This window comes from Mesorhizobium sp. M7A.T.Ca.US.000.02.2.1 (assembly GCF_003996995.1).
Lineage (GTDB): Bacteria > Pseudomonadota > Alphaproteobacteria > Rhizobiales > Rhizobiaceae > Mesorhizobium.
This window is the reverse complement of record NZ_RZTT01000110.1, coordinates 1-15,688: the sequence shown is the minus strand read 5'-3', so window position 1 is coordinate 15,688 and position 15,688 is coordinate 1. Positions and strand designations below refer to the sequence as shown.

20 protein-coding genes are annotated in these 15,688 nt (G+C 60.2%); 13 read left to right on the top strand and 7 right to left on the bottom strand.

Features of this window, described 5'->3' with window-relative positions; translation table 11 throughout:
• Nucleotides 1–121 precede the first annotated feature (121 nt).
• On the top strand, nucleotides 122–394 hold the full coding sequence (locus EOD15_RS13140; RefSeq protein WP_023809470.1) for a hypothetical protein: 273 nt from the start codon (nucleotides 122–124) through the stop codon (nucleotides 392–394).
• A 107-nt stretch (nucleotides 395–501) separates the two neighbouring features.
• Here EOD15_RS13140 and EOD15_RS13135 read toward each other — a convergent pair whose 3' ends face one another.
• On the bottom strand, nucleotides 502–1,158 hold the full coding sequence (locus tag EOD15_RS13135; protein ID WP_127408550.1) for a response regulator: 657 nt from the start codon (nucleotides 1,156–1,158) through the stop codon (nucleotides 502–504).
• A 271-nt stretch (nucleotides 1,159–1,429) separates the two neighbouring features.
• Between EOD15_RS13135 and EOD15_RS13130 the strand changes: the two genes are divergently transcribed.
• Together EOD15_RS13130 and EOD15_RS13125 are read left to right on the top strand one after the other, a co-directional pair.
• Entirely contained in the window at nucleotides 1,430–4,540 is a 3,111-nt protein-coding gene (locus tag EOD15_RS13130; protein WP_127321137.1) for a CheR family methyltransferase, read from the top strand.
• Nucleotides 4,537–4,917: a response regulator gene (locus tag EOD15_RS13125; protein WP_127321138.1), complete on the top strand. Its 381-nt coding sequence runs from the start codon at nucleotides 4,537–4,539 to the stop codon at nucleotides 4,915–4,917. Before EOD15_RS13130 ends, EOD15_RS13125 begins: the two co-directional genes overlap by 4 nt.
• Nucleotides 4,918–5,344: 427 nt before the next feature.
• Here EOD15_RS13125 and EOD15_RS13120 read toward each other — a convergent pair whose 3' ends face one another.
• Together EOD15_RS13120 and EOD15_RS13115 are read right to left on the bottom strand one after the other, a co-directional pair.
• Nucleotides 5,345–6,523, bottom strand: a complete 1,179-nt coding sequence (locus EOD15_RS13120; RefSeq protein WP_127321139.1) for a zinc-dependent alcohol dehydrogenase — start codon at nucleotides 6,521–6,523, stop codon at nucleotides 5,345–5,347.
• Nucleotides 6,524–6,597: 74 nt separating this feature from the next.
• Nucleotides 6,598–7,383, bottom strand: coding sequence for an SDR family NAD(P)-dependent oxidoreductase (locus tag EOD15_RS13115; RefSeq protein ID WP_127321140.1), 786 nt, complete (start codon nucleotides 7,381–7,383; stop codon nucleotides 6,598–6,600).
• Nucleotides 7,384–7,550: 167 nt separating this feature from the next.
• On the opposite strand from EOD15_RS13115, the gene EOD15_RS36735 reads away from it, so the two are divergent.
• The 8 genes from EOD15_RS36735 (at nucleotide 7,551) to EOD15_RS13075 (ending at nucleotide 11,282) form a co-directional block, all read left to right on the top strand.
• The gene (locus EOD15_RS36735; protein WP_245463659.1) at nucleotides 7,551–8,006 is read left to right on the top strand and encodes a hypothetical protein; all 456 of its coding nucleotides are present in this window, start codon (nucleotides 7,551–7,553) and stop codon (nucleotides 8,004–8,006) included.
• Nucleotides 8,003–8,221, top strand: coding sequence for a hypothetical protein (locus EOD15_RS13105; protein WP_127255009.1), 219 nt, complete (start codon nucleotides 8,003–8,005; stop codon nucleotides 8,219–8,221). Before EOD15_RS36735 ends, EOD15_RS13105 begins: the two co-directional genes overlap by 4 nt.
• 4 nt (nucleotides 8,222–8,225) lie before the next feature.
• Nucleotides 8,226–8,444, top strand: a complete 219-nt coding sequence (locus EOD15_RS13100; RefSeq protein WP_127321141.1) for a hypothetical protein — start codon at nucleotides 8,226–8,228, stop codon at nucleotides 8,442–8,444.
• Between the two features lie 83 nt (nucleotides 8,445–8,527).
• On the top strand, nucleotides 8,528–8,758 hold the full coding sequence (locus EOD15_RS13095; protein WP_031212583.1) for a hypothetical protein: 231 nt from the start codon (nucleotides 8,528–8,530) through the stop codon (nucleotides 8,756–8,758).
• 157 nt (nucleotides 8,759–8,915) lie between these two features.
• Nucleotides 8,916–9,371, top strand: a complete 456-nt coding sequence (locus EOD15_RS13090) for a hypothetical protein (protein ID WP_127380970.1) — start codon at nucleotides 8,916–8,918, stop codon at nucleotides 9,369–9,371.
• A complete protein-coding gene (locus EOD15_RS13085) occupies nucleotides 9,368–10,588 on the top strand; it encodes a divalent metal cation transporter (protein ID WP_127380971.1) in 1,221 nt (406 codons plus the stop codon). The genes EOD15_RS13090 and EOD15_RS13085 overlap by 4 nt, the downstream gene beginning before the upstream one ends.
• Nucleotides 10,588–10,947, top strand: a complete 360-nt coding sequence (locus EOD15_RS13080; protein ID WP_127322794.1) for a hypothetical protein — start codon at nucleotides 10,588–10,590, stop codon at nucleotides 10,945–10,947. The genes EOD15_RS13085 and EOD15_RS13080 overlap by 1 nt, the downstream gene beginning before the upstream one ends.
• Nucleotides 10,947–11,282 carry a hypothetical protein gene (locus tag EOD15_RS13075; protein ID WP_245463657.1) on the top strand — a complete coding sequence of 112 codons (336 nt, stop codon included), beginning with the start codon at nucleotides 10,947–10,949 and terminating at the stop codon, nucleotides 11,280–11,282. The genes EOD15_RS13080 and EOD15_RS13075 overlap by 1 nt, the downstream gene beginning before the upstream one ends.
• Before the next feature lie 29 nt (nucleotides 11,283–11,311).
• Here the strand turns inward: EOD15_RS13075 and EOD15_RS13070 are convergent, their stop codons facing one another.
• The 3 genes from EOD15_RS13070 to EOD15_RS13060 all read right to left on the bottom strand — a co-directional run bounded on the left by EOD15_RS13070 (nucleotide 11,312) and on the right by EOD15_RS13060 (nucleotide 12,511).
• Entirely contained in the window at nucleotides 11,312–11,638 is a 327-nt protein-coding gene (locus EOD15_RS13070) for a hypothetical protein (RefSeq protein WP_127322793.1), read from the bottom strand.
• A 69-nt stretch (nucleotides 11,639–11,707) separates the two neighbouring features.
• Nucleotides 11,708–11,962, bottom strand: coding sequence for a DUF982 domain-containing protein (locus tag EOD15_RS13065; RefSeq protein ID WP_127268255.1), 255 nt, complete (start codon nucleotides 11,960–11,962; stop codon nucleotides 11,708–11,710).
• A 150-nt stretch (nucleotides 11,963–12,112) separates the two neighbouring features.
• Nucleotides 12,113–12,511 carry a GNAT family N-acetyltransferase gene (locus EOD15_RS13060; RefSeq protein ID WP_245463656.1) on the bottom strand — a complete coding sequence of 133 codons (399 nt, stop codon included), beginning with the start codon at nucleotides 12,509–12,511 and terminating at the stop codon, nucleotides 12,113–12,115.
• A gap of 267 nt (nucleotides 12,512–12,778) precedes the next feature.
• On the opposite strand from EOD15_RS13060, the gene EOD15_RS13055 reads away from it, so the two are divergent.
• Entirely contained in the window at nucleotides 12,779–12,976 is a 198-nt protein-coding gene (locus EOD15_RS13055) for a hypothetical protein (protein WP_127268256.1), read from the top strand.
• 135 nt (nucleotides 12,977–13,111) lie between these two features.
• Here the strand turns inward: EOD15_RS13055 and EOD15_RS13050 are convergent, their stop codons facing one another.
• The gene (locus tag EOD15_RS13050) at nucleotides 13,112–13,630 is read right to left on the bottom strand and encodes a ferritin-like domain-containing protein (RefSeq protein ID WP_127268257.1); all 519 of its coding nucleotides are present in this window, start codon (nucleotides 13,628–13,630) and stop codon (nucleotides 13,112–13,114) included.
• Between the two features lie 419 nt (nucleotides 13,631–14,049).
• Here EOD15_RS13050 and EOD15_RS13045 point away from each other — a divergent pair, with 419 nt between their 5' ends.
• Nucleotides 14,050–15,612 carry a GMC family oxidoreductase N-terminal domain-containing protein gene (locus EOD15_RS13045; RefSeq protein WP_127322502.1) on the top strand — a complete coding sequence of 521 codons (1,563 nt, stop codon included), beginning with the start codon at nucleotides 14,050–14,052 and terminating at the stop codon, nucleotides 15,610–15,612.
• The last annotated feature ends 76 nt before the right edge of the window (nucleotides 15,613–15,688 follow it).

Genomic DNA, 15,688 nt, shown 5'->3' with positions numbered 1-15,688 from the left:
GCTTCGTTGGGAGCCGGCGCCGCGATCACCGCGCTGTGCTGGAACATTGACGCCCTTGTGCTGTTAGGACGCCCGACAGCCCGCGCGTCCCATGTGGCAACGCCGATCAAAGGAGATTTCAATGTCTCAGTCGCAAACGACCACCAACCATGACGAAATTCGCAAATGGGCCGAGGAGCGGGACGGCCGGCCGGCGGTGGTGCGCACCAAAGGCGAGGGCGGTATACTGCGGATCGACTTCGGCGAGCCCGAGGAAGCATTCGAGCCCATCGAATGGGACGAGTTCTTCCGGATATTCGACGAGAATGATCTGGCCTTTCTGTATCAGGCCAAGACCGGTGAGGGGAAAGCCAGCCGTTTCAACAAATTCGTCGAGCGCAATCAGAAGGGCTGATGACGCCGGTCAAGCGGCCTATCTGTACGGCCAAGTTTTCGAGATGTGGTGAACAATGACGGCCCCGCGGCTTGGAACTTCAGCCTGAGAGGCCTTGGAAGGTAAAATTAATGCATCAGTTTTGCGCCGCGGGTTTTCGCCATCTCTCGCATGATGCCGTTGAGCCAGTTTTCAGTGGATTGACCAAGCTGTCTGCGGTCGACATCCAGGATCGCTTGCTCGAGCGTCCTCTCGACGAGCCGATCCGATGCGTCGACGTCTCCCAGCAAAAGGCGCGCCGCAAGTCGCAGTTTGGGCAAAAGCGCGAAGACGTCGTCGGACGGGTCCGGTCCGGGGGTCGCCCGCCCCGATGCCTGCGGGGAAAAGAGTGCGTTGAACACCGCCTGGCTGCCCGAGGATTTCCGCAAATTGCTGGCGTAGCGGAGATGATCGGGAATGGCGATGTCGTCATCGCCACTGAAGAACACGAACGGGACACCCCTGCGCATCAACTCATCGGCGATTGGAAACACGCGTCGGCCATTGAGATTGACGTCGAGGATTGCAGCTTCGGCCGTCCCGGTGTGTTTGGAAGCCTGTTCGACGGTTGCAGCGGGACCAAGGATTATGGCGCCCATATTGCTGAAAAACCGCGCAAGATCTCCCGCCATCGTCCATTCGTCTTCGACTATCAGAATATGCAGCCCCCGCAGGTCGCGCACGTCGTCATCCTTTCTTGGAACGGAGGTTAGAATGCAGAGGATTTGCTTTCCGAATTCTGTCATCCAAGGCCGCCTGCAACCGTTTCGCAAGCATCAGCATGCGATCCGGGACGGGCCCCGCATGGGAACCTTCGAGCGATCCAGGCGCTCCTGATACCACCGGCGTCGGGAGTTTTATGTCAGCAGATCGTTTTGCCATTGAACCACCATTGATATCGGGTTCAACGTCATCCCTGACGTCTTGTTCCATCCGTCTTGCGCGCTATATGGTTGTGTCCTGTTCGATCCGGCCTTGAGGAGACTTCATGTCGGGTCGGCGAAAGGGGGACATGCCGTGACTGCCCGATCGACTAGATTTCCCATCGTGGGCATAGGCGCGTCCGCGGGCGGCATTCCCGCGATGGAGGGCCTTTTCAAGGGCGTGACCGGCCAGCCCGGCATGGCGTTCGTCATCATCACGCATCTCAGCCCCAACAGGGAGAGTCTGTTGCATGAGGTTGTCAGCCGCTACACCGAGATGCCTGTTTCGGTGGTCGAGGATGGCACGATGGTTCAACCTGACCACGTCTATGTGATGCCGCAAAACGTGACATTGGCCATTGAATCGGGGGTGCTGCACCTGCGTCGGCCCAATGGGCTTACCCAGGAGCGCAAGCCCATCGATATCTTCTTCAGCGCACTGGGTGAAGACCAGGGCGAATATGCCGTCGGCGTTATCCTGTCGGGCGGTGATTCCGATGGAACCCTGGGCGCCAAGGCCATCAAGGAGCGGGGCGGGTTTATCGTCGCGCAAGCGCCGGACGGCTACGGGCCGCGCAATCCCGACATGCCGCAGAGCGCTATTGCCAGTGGGCTCGTCGATGTCGCAGTGACTGCCGAGGAGATCGGGGCGAAGCTGGAGGCTTTCGCCCGCGGCTTCGACACGCTGGACGGGTTGGCGGAAGACGATGGCGATGAAACGCCCGACATCGACAAGGTGCGAGAACAAATCTACGCCATTCTGCGCAGCCACTCCGGCCATGACTTCTCGGGCTATAAGACCAAGACGTTCCTGCGTCGCGTGAAGCGACGCATGCAGATCGCCCAGGTCCATTCCATCAGCGGTTATATAGACTGGCTGAAGAAGGATGCTCGCGAGGTGATGAACCTTTTTCGCGATCTGCTGATCAACGTCACCAACTTCTTTCGCGACCCCGATGCCTTCGAGTTGCTCGAGCGAAATATCATACCGCAGCTGTTCGAAGGCAAGACCGCCAGCGACACCGTCAGGGTCTGGGTCCCCGGATGCGCCACGGGCGAGGAGGTATTCTCCATCGGCATCCTGCTGCGCGAACACATGGAGAAGCTTACGGTCGTTCCGCGCGTCCAGATATTTGCCACCGACATAGACGAGCCTGCGCTGGCGGTGGCCCGGGCGGCACGCTATCCCGAAGCCTTGCTGCAAGGGCTTTCACCCGAACGCCGACAGCGGTTCTTCAACGGCGACGGAGAGAGCTATGTCATTAGCAACGAGATACGGGAACTGTGCATCTTCTCGCCGCACAGCGTCATTCGCGATCCGCCTTTCTCGCGCATGGACCTGGTCTCCTGCCGCAATCTGCTGATCTATTTCGGCCCGAGCATCCAGAGCCGTGTAATCCCTGTCTTCCACTATGCATTGAAGCCCGGCGGTTACCTGTTCCTCGGCACCTCCGAAAGCGTCGGGCAGCACGACAATCTGTTTGCCACTGTCGACAAGAAACATCGCATTTTCCAGGCGCGGGAGCATGCCTCACCGCACATCAGACTGCCGGCCCTGATCGGAGAAAGCCATTCCAGCGTCTTCCCATCCGAAAGCGCCGGCTCGAAGAAGGGACTTGTCGGCTATCCCCTGCGGCAGGCAGTCGAGGCGCAGGTGCTGGAACGGTTCGCGCCGCCGCATGTCCTGGTCAACGCCGAGGGCGATGTCGTCTATTATTCGGCCAGGACCGGCAGATATCTCGAAGCGCCACAAGGGATTCCCAGCCGGCAGTTGCTGACGATGGCTAGGCGTGGGCTGCGGCTGGACCTCCGCGCCGCGTTGCGGGAAGCGACGACGACGCGCCGCACAGTGGTGCGGGAAAACCTCATCGTGGAGGAAGACGACGAACGGGTCCAGCCGATCAGGCTGACGATCGAGCCGCTCGCCGAACGCGGCAATGGCGAGCCGCTCTACCTTGTCCTTTTCGAGCCGTCGGGGCCGACCCAGGCCCGGTCCAACGAAGATGGCGGCAGCCGTGACAGTGACAGCACCGCCGATCTCGAGCGGGAACTACGCGACACCAGAGAGCGCCTGCAATCGACGATCGAGGAGTACGAGACCGCGCTGGAGGAGGTGAAATCGTCGAACGAGGAACTCGTCTCCGTCAATGAGGAGGCGCAATCCACCAACGAGGAACTCGAAGCCTCGAAGGAGGAGATGCAGTCGCTCAACGAGGAGCTCAACACGATCAACGCCGAGTTGACGGCCAAGATAGAAGAGCTCGACCACGCCAACGGCGACCTGCGCAACCTGTTCGAAAGCACCGACATCGCGACCATTTTCCTCGACCGCAGCCTTGTGGTGCGAACCTTCACGCCGGCGGCGTCATCCTTCTTCAGCCTGCGCCCCTCCGATGTCGGCCGGCCGCTGACGGATCTGTCGAGCCAACTCGACTACCCCGAGTTGAAGCAGCACATCGACAAGGTGTTCGAGACGGGCGAGGTCCTGAATCACCATCTGGCACGCGATGCCAGGGGTCTGTTCCACATGGTCCGCATCAATCCCTATCGCGACAAGGGCAACAGGATCCAGGGCGTGGTGGTGACACTTGTCGATGTCACCACTCTGGCACAGGCGGAAGAGCATCAGCAGGTGCTCATCTCGGAACTCAACCACCGGGTCAAGAACATGCTTGCGGTGATCGCCAGCATTGCAAGCCGCACGCGGGAAAGTTCTGATACGAAGGAGGAGTTCGCGGATGCGCTGATCGGTCGCCTGCATGCCATGTCGCGGGCCTACGGCCTGCTGACCCGGGAGAGATGGAAGGAAGCCTCGGTCAAGGAATTGCTACAGCAGGAGCTCGAACCATTCGGCATCGAGCGGATCGAACTCGATGGCGAGGATGTCAAGCTAGGTCCGCAACAGGGGCTTTCCCTGAGTATGGCCATTCATGAACTGGCCACCAACGCGGCCAAGTACGGCGCTTTGTCAAAAACCGATGGCAAGGTCAGTGTGCAATGGTCGATCGAGGACGACAGTTTCACATTTGGCTGGCGAGAAAAGGACGGCCCTCTTGTCAAGGCGCCGTTGGAGAACGGTTTTGGGCTGACTCTGCTGCAGGGAGAAATCGGTTACAGGCTCGGCGGCAATGTCGAGACCGCGTTCCACAAGGACGGCCTCAGCGTCCAGATCGCGTTTCCAGCAAACCACAAGGAGGCGCCGTGAGCGACGACAGGCCACGCGTTCTGGTGGTCGAGGACGAATGGCTGATCGCCGAAGACATCGCGTCACGCCTGCGTGCGGCGGGTTATCCGGTGATCGGCCCGGTCTCGTCGGTCGCCGCGGCTCGTCAGCTTATCGATGCAGGCAAAGCCGACGTGGCGCTGCTGGACATTCAATTGAACGGTGAAACAAGTCTGCCCGTGGCCGAAACATTGCTGGCTCGCGGCATCCCATTCGCCTTCATGACCGGATTTGGGCCGCGCGACGTTCCCACACCCTTCCGAAACTGCAAATTCGTGCCGAAGCCGGCAGGCGACGCTGCACTTCTCAACACCCTGGCGGACCTGGCATCGCTTCGTCCCGACAAACACTCGTTATGAATTCAAGAGGCCGGTTTCGATCAGTCCAGGGGCTTGTCCGTCGGCCTAGGCGTGGTGCTCGCCTGACGCGGCCGCCCCGCGTTTCGATTGGCAACCGGATTGTCCAGCGGCGGGGCCGATGGCCGGGACGTGCCGGCGGTTTTCGGCGTCAGCGGCTTAGCACCGGCATCCGTGTCACTGGCGTCCCGTCTCGGGTGCGGCAGAGCATCGGCGTTTGGTGACCGGACGCTGGGTTTCGATGTGGAATTCTCATTGCTCATGGCGATAGCTTCCTTCGCAGCGGGCGGGCACGATAGTCTTGTCGCCCTGAGTTTATTCTGCGGGTCAACCACCGCCACGGTCGAAAGTTCCAGGTTCCTCGTCGGCGTCGGTGCTATCCTTGGCGGGGAATCCGCGCAAGGTGGACCCCGCGCAAGATGCCGACATCTCAGCCATGCGGTCGCATTACCACCTTGATGCAGCCATCCTGCTTGTCACGGAACGTCTTGTAGAGGTCTGGTCCCGCTTCGAGGTCTGCCCGGTGCGTGATCACGAAGGAGGGATCGATGTCGCCCTTCTGCACCATGGCCAGGAGCGGTTCGAGATAGCGTTGCGTGTGCGTCTGACCCATCCGGAAGGTCAGTCCTTTGTTCATGGCGGCGCCGAACGGAATATGATCGACGAGGCCGATATAGACGCCGGGCACCGAGATGGTGCCGCCTTTGCGGCAGGAGTAGATTGCTTCGCGCAATACATGCGGCCTATCGGTGCCGAGATAGACGGCAGCCTTGACCTTGTCGAGCATGGAGTCGGCACTGGCGCCGGGATCCGACTCGGTCCCGACACAGTCTATGCAGCGATCCGGACCGCGGCCATCGGTCATCGCCATCAAAGCGTCGTAGATATCGGAATTGCTGAAGTCGAGCGTCTCGGCCTTGCCGTGCTCGCGAGCCATCGCCAGCCGCTCCGGCACCTTGTCTATGGCAATGACGCGGCCGGCGCCGAGCATCCATGCGCTCTGGATGGCGAACTGACCAACCGGACCGCAACCCCAGATGGCGACGGTTTCGCCTGGCTCGATGCCGGCGTTTTCAGCTGCCATATAGCCGGTTGGAAAGATGTCGGAGAGGAACAGCACCTGTTCGTCGTCCATTCCCTCCGGCACCTTTATCGGACCGATGTCGGCGAAAGGAACACGCAGATATTCGGCTTGCCCTCCCCAATAGCCGCCCACCAGATGCGAATAGCCGAACAGGCCAGCCGGGGATTGTCCCATCACTTCGGCAGCCTGTTTGGCATTGGGATTGGACCTGTCGCAAAGCGAGAACAGCCCCTTCTGGCAAAACCAGCACTCGCCACATGAGATGTTGAAAGGCACCACGATGCGGTCGCCCTTTCTGAACTTCGAATGGCCGCTGCCGACTTCCACGACCTCGCCCATCGTCTCGTGTCCGAGCACATCGCCCGATTTCATCGTCGGCATATATCCGTTCATCAGATGCAAGTCCGAGCCGCATATGGCGCAACAGGTGACTTTGATGATGACGTCGCGATCATCCTCGATGGCGGGATCAGCCACCTGATCGCATCGAATGTCGCCTTTGCCGTGCCATGTGAGCGCTTTCATGATGGTGCTCCTGCTTGGAGAAGGTCGGCAGAAGACCCTGCCGGACTTTTTTTGGTTTGCTTGAAGGCCGAAGGTCAGTCTTTGGACGCCGAACCCGGCTCGGCCATCTTGCGGTGCTGTTCGGCCAGCGTGCCTGCCGGCGTCACATGCGTTGCGGCGACCTGCAGCTTGTTCTTCCAACCGCTGATGATTTGTTCCTCACCGTCCATCATCGCCTCGTAGCCTGCTTTGGCGACATCGGCGGGATTGTCCTTCTCATCGGTGCCGACCTTGGTATCCATCATTTCGGCGCGTTCGAAGAACCGCGTCTGCGTTGCCCCGGGCATCAGCACGGTGACTGTGACCCCTGTGTCCTGCAACTCATGACGCAGTGCGATCGAGAAGGAATCGATGAATGCCTTGGTGCCGTTGTAGACCGCCTGGAAAGTGCCGGGCATGAAACCAGCGATCGATCCTGTGAAGAGGATGCGGCCTCGGCCGCGGCGTGCCATCCTGGCTCCGAGTTGATGCGCGAGATAGACGGTCCCGGTGATGTTGGTGTCGATGATGCGGCGGATTTTTTTCCAATCCTGATCGACGAAACCACGGCCGAGCCCACGTCCGGCATTCAGGAACAACAGGTCGACATCGCGATCGCCGATCCCGGCGATCAAACGATCGACACCTTCCTCGGTCGCCAGATCGGCCTCGATGGCTTCGACAGTCACACCATGCGAACCGAGCGCCTCGGCGGCCTGCCGGATCGCAGGTTCGTCAGCGGCTATGATCAGATGGTAGCCGTCCCTTGCGCACAGTTTGGCAAGCTCCTTTCCAATGCCGCTTGAGGCGCCCGTCACCACGGCCAACTTTTCATTCGTCATCACGTCCTCCGAACTCGCTTCGGCCGAACCACTGTCGGGGCTGATTGTTCCGTGCGGTTTGATGCGCGGCCGTATGGGGGCCGTGACAACGATTTGTCCTTGAGTTCGTCCAAGCCATGAACAGCGGCGCGTGGAGAGGTGGAACAACTCAGGTCGGTGGGAGTTCGATGTCGGTGCAGCGTCGTTGCTCCCCTTGTTTGATGCTGCACGATCGGGTCCCCCTCAGCCTGATCCAGCCCGCGCGTCCCTGCTCGGGAAGCGCGGGCTTTCCCGTGAGTTCGGCTGCCATGTTTTTAAGTTCTGGTGGGAACAATGTACCCGTTTGGCAGTTCGGCGCGCAGGAGGAACAAAACAAAATGCAATACGCCGAAGAAATCGCGCTCAGGCGCGTAAAGATGCTGGTCGAACAATATGTCGTCGCCAGGAGCAGGAGATATGATTTCGTCTCGACGGAACTTGCCTGCAAGGCCATTCGCCAGGTCGTACGAAGCCCGATCGAAGACGCCGAACTGGACCATTTGCTGGCTAGAAGCGCGGTCAAACAAGGGCTCTCGGTGCGGTTCGACCGGATAGGTCATTGGCAGGCGGCTTCGCCCGGACTCAGCCAGGAGAAATCAGCATGAGGGCAGTGCTTTTGATGTCGGCGGCATTGCTCGCCTTGGCGGGGTGCAACGACAATGCCGATCCAGCCAAGTCCAAGACGGATACTACGAACAGCCAGCCGGTCGACAAGAATCCCACGACGGACACCAACCCAACACCGCAGACCAGCACCGGCGGCGACCAGCAAGGTACGCAGCCAACCCAGCCGGCATCTCCCAAGCCAAGTGGTGGCTAGGCCTATGGAGCGGCGCAACGCAATAATCTCGCTGGTGATAGCGGCGGTCATCATTGTCGGTTTCGTCGTCGGCTTTTTCTACGTTGATATGGGCTGGCAGACCTCCCCGCTGAAACGTGCGCCGGAGCAGAACCAGGGCGGCAATGCCCCGGCGGATACCGCCCCGGCTGCCGGCGTCCAGAAAAATCCCAAGGAAAACACGGAAATGCCGGGGCAGCAGTGATCGACGGCCGGCAGCCACAGGCGAGGCGGCGTCGCGGTGACGGTGCCGAAGTGAGTTCGATACAGCACGGATCTGGAGTGTGGATGATGGGCATCCTTTCCGACCTCGACAAGAAACTGACGGACAATATGTACGAGCATGGCAGCGAATTCACCGATGCGGTTTCGGATCTGCCCGAAGCAGTCGTTGAAGCGGTCGAACGGCTGATGTTTTTCATCCAGCCCGACGCGCGCGACACAGTCAGAACTCAGGTTCTCGGCCTCATTCACGAATACAGAATCCAAGACGCTCCGAACGGGGATCGCCCCGCCTGACCTTCAGCTTACGCTGATGCGGCAATTGAAATCGATCGGGACCTGGCTCGCCGCCTCGTGCTCCGGATCGGCGGGCGCGGTCGTTGACGGACCCGACGAGTGCTCTAGATCAGATTTACGCCGGCCACGGTTTTGTTGGGTCGGGGGAGACTATTCGGTGGCGCACCAAACGCCTGATTTGATCGTTAGACGCCGCTATCTCAGGCTCGACTGCTTGTGCTTGCTGTTGCTGATGTTGTCGGCATGCTCATCTTCCGATCAGATCGAGCAGCAATCACGAACTGCGGCCTCCGCATCGCAGACTGTATTGATGGCGCTGGACGCCTGGGCGGCAGGGGCGGCGCCGACCGCATACACGGCGGGTACGCTGCAATCGATCGGCAAGACGCTTGCCGATGCCGGGGAGCAAATCCGGTCCGCCGAAACCAGTGAACCCGCCGAGCAAGCTTCGCTGACGAAGGCAGTCAACGATTTGTCGGTCGCGGTGGCACGTGCAGAGGCCGGATTGCAGGCGGGCGACCGGCCGGAAGTCCAAGATGCGCAACAGGATCTACGGCTGGCGTCGCGTTCGCTCGCTACCGCCTACGCCAAATATTTCGCGCCGAAGCCATGAAGAAGCTCATGGAAATATCCCTCGGCGTCGTCACCAGCGTCGGCGGCTTCCTCGAAGTTGGGTCCATGGCGACGGCGGCGCAGGCAGGCGCGATGTTTGGCTTCCAGTTGATCTGGGCGGTGGTGCTCGGCACCATCTGCATCATCTTCCTTGTCGAAATGTCCGGCCGGTTCGCGGCCGTGAGCCATCACACGATCTCCGACGGCATCCGCGAGAGATTCGGCTTCAACGTCTTTCTATGGCCGTTGCTTGCCGCCCTGCTGGTCAATTTCCTGGTGCTGTCCGCCGAGATCGGCGGCGTCGCCATTGCACTCGAATTTGCCACCGGCATAGGCTTCCAGTGGTGGGCACTGCCGGTGGCTCTGCTGGCGTGGCTGCTGCTTTGGAAAGGCACGTTCGGCTTCATCGAGAAGGGCGTATCTATTCTCGGTCTGGTGACGCTGTGTTTCGTCGTCGGAGCGGTGATGCTGAGACCCGATTGGACGGCAGTCGCAAGGGGCGCCGTGCCTTCGCTGCCGGTCCACGATGCCGCCAATTACTGGTTCATGGCGGTCAGCATTCTCGGCGCCTCGATATCGCCCTACCTCTTCATGTTCTATTCCTCGGGGGCCATCGAGGACCGGTGGGACAAAAGCTATCTCGGAGCCAATCGGGCCATAGCGGGATTGGGCATGACTTTCGGGGGGACCATCTCGATCGGCGTGTTGATCGTGGCCGCTCTCGTGCTCGCCACGCATGGCGTCACCCAAGTGGATGACTATCACCAATTGCCGTTGATGCTGATACCTATATTCGGCTTCTGGGGCTTCGTGCTGTTTGTTGTCTCCCTCGCCATTGCCTGCTTCGGTGCCGCACTAGAGGTCGGGTTGCAACAGGCCTATCTTGTGGCCCAGGGTTTCGGCTGGAATTGGGGCGAGGATCGCAAGCCGCGCGACGATCCGGGTTTCAGCGCCACCTACACGATATCATTGCTTTTGGCGGCTATTCCCATCGCGCTTGGTCTCGATCCGCTGAGGCTCACCATCTTCTCCATGGCGCTGACGGCAGCCAGCCTGCCGCTGACGGTCGTCCCATTCCTGTTTCTGCTGAACGACAAACGTTATGTCGGCGAGCATCGCAATGGCATTTTGTCGAATGCCGCCGTCATCTTCATCATCGCGCTCGGCTTCGTACTGGCGGTGGTGACCATCCCGCTGCAGATATTCGGAGGCACATGATGAAGTTGCTGCGTGATCTCCTCGACAAGCAGGTGGTCGACCGCGAGCAGATCAAGATCGGCAAGGTCGACGGGCTGGTGGCGGAGTTACGGCCTGGCAAGCCGCCTCGGATCATTGCCATCGAGCTCGGCTCCATCACCCTGGCACGTCGCCTCGGCGCACGGCCTGGGCGGTGGATGGCGCGGCTCGCGGTCAAGCTGGGTGGCAAGCAGCATGGCGAGCCCCATCGGATCGCCTGGCACAAGGTAAAAGATATCGGCATCGATATCGAGTTCGACATCCATGTGCGAGAAACGTCGATCTTCGCCTGGCAGGACTGGTTGCGCGACCATGTCATCGGGCGCATTCCGGGAGCTTGATGATGACCACCGTCAATCTTGAGCATCTGGCTGGGCGACGCGTACTCTCGCAGCGCGGCAAGAATGTCGGCTATATCGAGGAGATCCACGCCGAACGGGATGGTGACGATTTCGTCGTCACCGAATTCCATGTCGGGGTCTACGCCGCTTTCGAGCGCCTCTCGGCCTCGGCCATAGGCGTGGCAGTGCTGGATCTTTTCCGATTGCGCCGCCGCGACGGTCTATATCGCATCCCTTGGAACAAGCTCGACATTTCCGATCCCGCGCGACCGCGGCTGCTGTGCCCAATGACCGAACTCTCGGGCATGAAGGGCGCACCAGACCTCCAGGAATAGGTCGTGGTGCCGCATCGTCGGGATCATTCTCAGCGCAGCATGCCTGCCGTCAGGAAAACCACGGCTGCTATCAAAACGACAGCTGCAATTACCAACACCGGCCAGTTGCCGCCGGGCCGCAGTTCCGGCTCGCCTTCGACCGGGCGCATGGCATTGGCAAAGCTGGCATCGTTTTCGAATTTTGGGCGAGTGCGCGGCGGACTTGTCCCAGCGACCGGATTTTGCGTGTCCGCAGCCTCGGCGTCTGTCTCAAGCGGGGCAATGGCGGGATCGAACCCCGGCGTTTTGTCCTGCGTTGCTCCTGCCTGAACTTCGCTTCTGGCCGCGGCAGGCGTGGGACTTGAAACCTTGATCATGATTTCTCCCTTTCGAACCAATCTCGGCAGAGTCGCACTTGCAGGCACCGGCGAGGCGACCCACCACGGTCAGACTTGCTCGCTCAGCAGAATCTTGGCGTCCTTGGCCGCAACGATGAACGCCTGTCGTGCGGTCCTTGTAGGCTTTTCGCCTCGCATGACGGCAAGGCACGCTCTGATCGCGGCAAGACGCCTCTCGGATGTCGGCTTTGGCCAGTCCCGCAGCAGCACTTCGGCTGCGTCCGACACCGAAACCACAACCCTGTCGCGGTCTATCCGGCCAGGTTGAATGATAATCGGCTTTCTGAAATGTCCAGTACGCACATGCCTCTCCAGCGGGATGCACTCTATTCGACACGTCGCTGCAAGACTGCGCGTCGCGACGCGTTTAACTCCGCACTCGTCGATTTGTTCCAGAGCATCTGGCGTTTGAAACAACTAGCCGATGGCCATCCGTGCGCCCTGTCCCAAGACTTACAGCAGATCTTTCCGAAGGAAGACTCGGGCATGTCCAGGGATCCCGAATTCGACTTTGCCGAATTCCTCGAACCCGTGCTGCATGTAGAATAGCGGCGCCTGGAAACTGCTCGTCTCCACGACGGCCTTCTTGCAGCCCCGCCGGATGGCTTCTTCCTCGATCGTCGTGAGAAGTTGTGAGCCAAAGGATTGGCCACGCAACTGCTCAGGCAGGAAGAACATGTCGAGAAACAGGAGCCCAAGCTCCGTCCTGCCCCAAAGCCCGCCCCAGGTCTTTCCTGACTGGTCGCGAAGCTCCGCTCCGATATCAGCTCGGTCGTCGATCCCGGTCTGTGCGATGTTGTATTGATAGAGCGCTGCGGCGGCCTGCGCTCTTTCATCGTCGCTATAGGTCAAAGTGGTTGTAAATCTCTCGGATCGGAATGACATGCATTTTCCTCCTGGTGGGCACAGGCATGAGATCCGCCGGCAACGTCGGTCACGGCCAAGATGAACTCGTTGCCAACGCCAGAAATAAATCCGGCATCCATCTCGGGCGCCTTCGAACGCCGTGGGCTTCGTCTGATGGTCTTCACAAAATATTACGTGAGGGAACGTTCGCGCCTGACTCGTCTTAGGCAATCGAGGCGGTTGTCGCCTCGCGGATTGCGAAGGAGAAGAACAATGCCTAATCAAGGTGGTAGCCACGAACAGCACGTGAAGGCAGGCCAGCAGAGCCACAAGAACGCCGACAACAAAAACCGTCAGCAACAGCAGGCCTCTGGTGGTGGTCAACGGCAGCAGGGCGATGGATCCGGCATGCGTGGTGGAACCCACGAACAGCATGTGAAAGCTGGCGAACAAAGCCACAAAAACCGCTGATCGCGTGTGATTTCAGCAGACCCGCCCCGAAGTATCGGGGTGGGTCTGATTGCATCTGAAGGGTACCGACGAAGAGGGCGCGAGGCCGGGTCGCGAAGTCGCCCGGCGGCTTGGCGCCGGGGCGACGACGCCCAGTCAGGCAGCTTGCTGCAGGGCGCGCTCATTGACACCGCCTTCGCCCAGCCCGGAAAGCGCTTCGTCCGTCGCGACCTCCTCTTTCAATGTCTCGTTGAGGAGCTTGACCACGTCGCTCTTGCCAAGCTGTTCAGCCCACGCGACCAACGTGCCATAGCGCGCGATTTCATAGTGCTCGACGGCCTGTGCCGCGCCGACCAGTCCTGCATCCAGCGCCGGGTCACCCTTGTATTCGTCGAGAATTTCCGACCCTTCCTCAAGAATGCCGTCGATCGCCGGACAGGTCTTGCCGCGGGCCGGTTTGTCCATAAGTTCGAACACTTGCTCGAGCCGATCGACCTGGCCTTCGGTTTCCATGCGATGTTTCTCAAAGGCCGCGGCCACCTCCTCGGATTCGGCGCCCTTTGCCATCTTCGGCAAGGCTTTGAGTATCTTCTTTTCAGCGTAGTAAATGTCCTTCAGCCCATCGAGGAACAAAGCCTCCAGTCCTTTTGTCGTCGCTCTTTTTGCAGTCGCCATGATTTGTCTCCCTTGGATTGTCATGAAAGCTCACCGGCGGTGTAGCCATGGACTAACTTTCCATGGAAGCAGTTGTTCCCTGGGCGCGACTCGGAAGGGGCAGCACGCCAAATACCGCTTTTGTCGAGAGCCGATCGCTATCAAAAGGCGATGGACGATGACGGTGTGAGAATCGCCGGCAGTGACGGAGAGCACCGGGGTTCGTCGCGCCATATGGAGTAGATGGGAGTTCATATACGAAATCATATTTACATATAAAACAAATCATGATGATCTTGCAGTCGTGCAGCGCGGCTAAGGTGGTTGGTTCCGGCGTACATCGCTGAGCCTGAATGCCAGCAGATGATCGTGCGCAAATGAAATCAACATGATGTCGCGGTCGAGTCAGCCGTGCATTGATCGGATGTAGGGAGTGCGGCATGCCCTTTGATGTCATCGTTATCGGAGCCGGCGCAGCCGGAGCTGTTCTTGCTGCCCGGCTAACCGAAGATGCTGCCACGAACGTGCTTTTGCTGGAAGCGGGGCCGGACTACCGGAGCGGCGAGCAACCTGCCGAGATGGCGAGCCCAAATCCCTTCAACCTGCTTCTTCCCGACCATCTTCAGCAACAATACATGTATCCCGACCTGATGGCTCGTCGCACGAAGCGGCAGGAACACCGGGTCTACTGGCGCGGCAAGGGGCTTGGCGGTTCGACGGCCGTCAATGGGCAGATTGCCATTCGCGGTGTGCTCCATGCATTCGACCGCTGGGAGGAAATCGGATGCAAGGGCTGGTCGGGAGCCGACGTGCTGCCCTTCTTCTGCCGCCTGGAGGATGACCCGATCGCGGCCAATTTTCACGGCAGCGGCGGCCCGATTCCGATCTACCGCGCGCCTGTCGAAAGCTGGGGCAGCGTCGACAAGGCCATGCGCCAAAGCGCGATGGCTCTCGGCCATCCCTGGCATGACGATCTCAATGCTCCGGATGCCGAAGGGGCTTGCACCTATCCCATCAACAGTCGAGCCGGCAAGCGCGTGTCGGTCAATGACGGCTATCTGGAAGCTGCCCGCGACCGGCCGAACCTTACCATCATCGGGCAGGCGACGGTGGACAAGGTGCTTTTCGATGGCAGGAAAGCGATCGGCGTTTTGGCCATCGTGGCCGGGCTAGTTCGCAAATTCGAGGCGCCGCTGGTCATCGTCTCGGCCGGCGCCATCCACTCTCCGGTCATCCTGCAGCGCTCGGGCATCGGTCCCGCGGCTCTCTTGAAACGAAAGGACATCGAGGTGCTTGCCGACCTGCCGGTCGGCGAAGGTTTCTTCGACCATCCTTATTGCCGCATCGAACTGAAGCTGAAGCCGGGATTCAAGGCGACCGATGTCGACGCGCGGCATACCAACTGCTGTGTGCGGATGAGTTCGGGCGTGCCGGGCGCTGAGCGCGACGACATTCTCTACGTCGCCATGAACCATGGCGGCATCGGCGTGGAGTCCGACAGCGCCCAGTTCGGCGAGGCGATGGTCAATCTGATCCTGATGGAGGCCAAGAGCCGCGGCACCGTGCAACTGCGTTCCGCCAACCCTTTCGACCAGCCGCTCGTGGAAGAGAACATGCTGGACGATCCAATGGATCTCCAGCGCATGCGTATCGCCTATCGCCACCTTGGCGAGATTGCCCGGCAGGCGCCGATCCAGGCGATCGCCGAGCGCGTCCTGCTGGGGGATTCCGATCTGCCTTTGTCATGGCTCGAAACGGCAAGCGACGAGGAGGTCGACAATTTCCTGCTGGCGCAGTCTTCCGATGCGCAGCATGGGATCGGAGGCTGTTGCATGGGAAGGCCCGGCGAGGCCGTGGTCGATCCGGAATGCCGGGTCTACGGTTTGGAAGGACTGCGGGTTATCGATGCGTCGATCATGCCGCTCGATTGCCAGGCAAACACCAATCTCACCTCGATCATGATTGGCGAGAAAATGGCCGACAGCCTGCGCCGGTCCACCTGACAGCTCGAGGGCAAGCCCGCGCACAAGGCGCGGGCCTTGGAGTCAGCGGGTGATATCCACGGTAATCGTCTTCAAA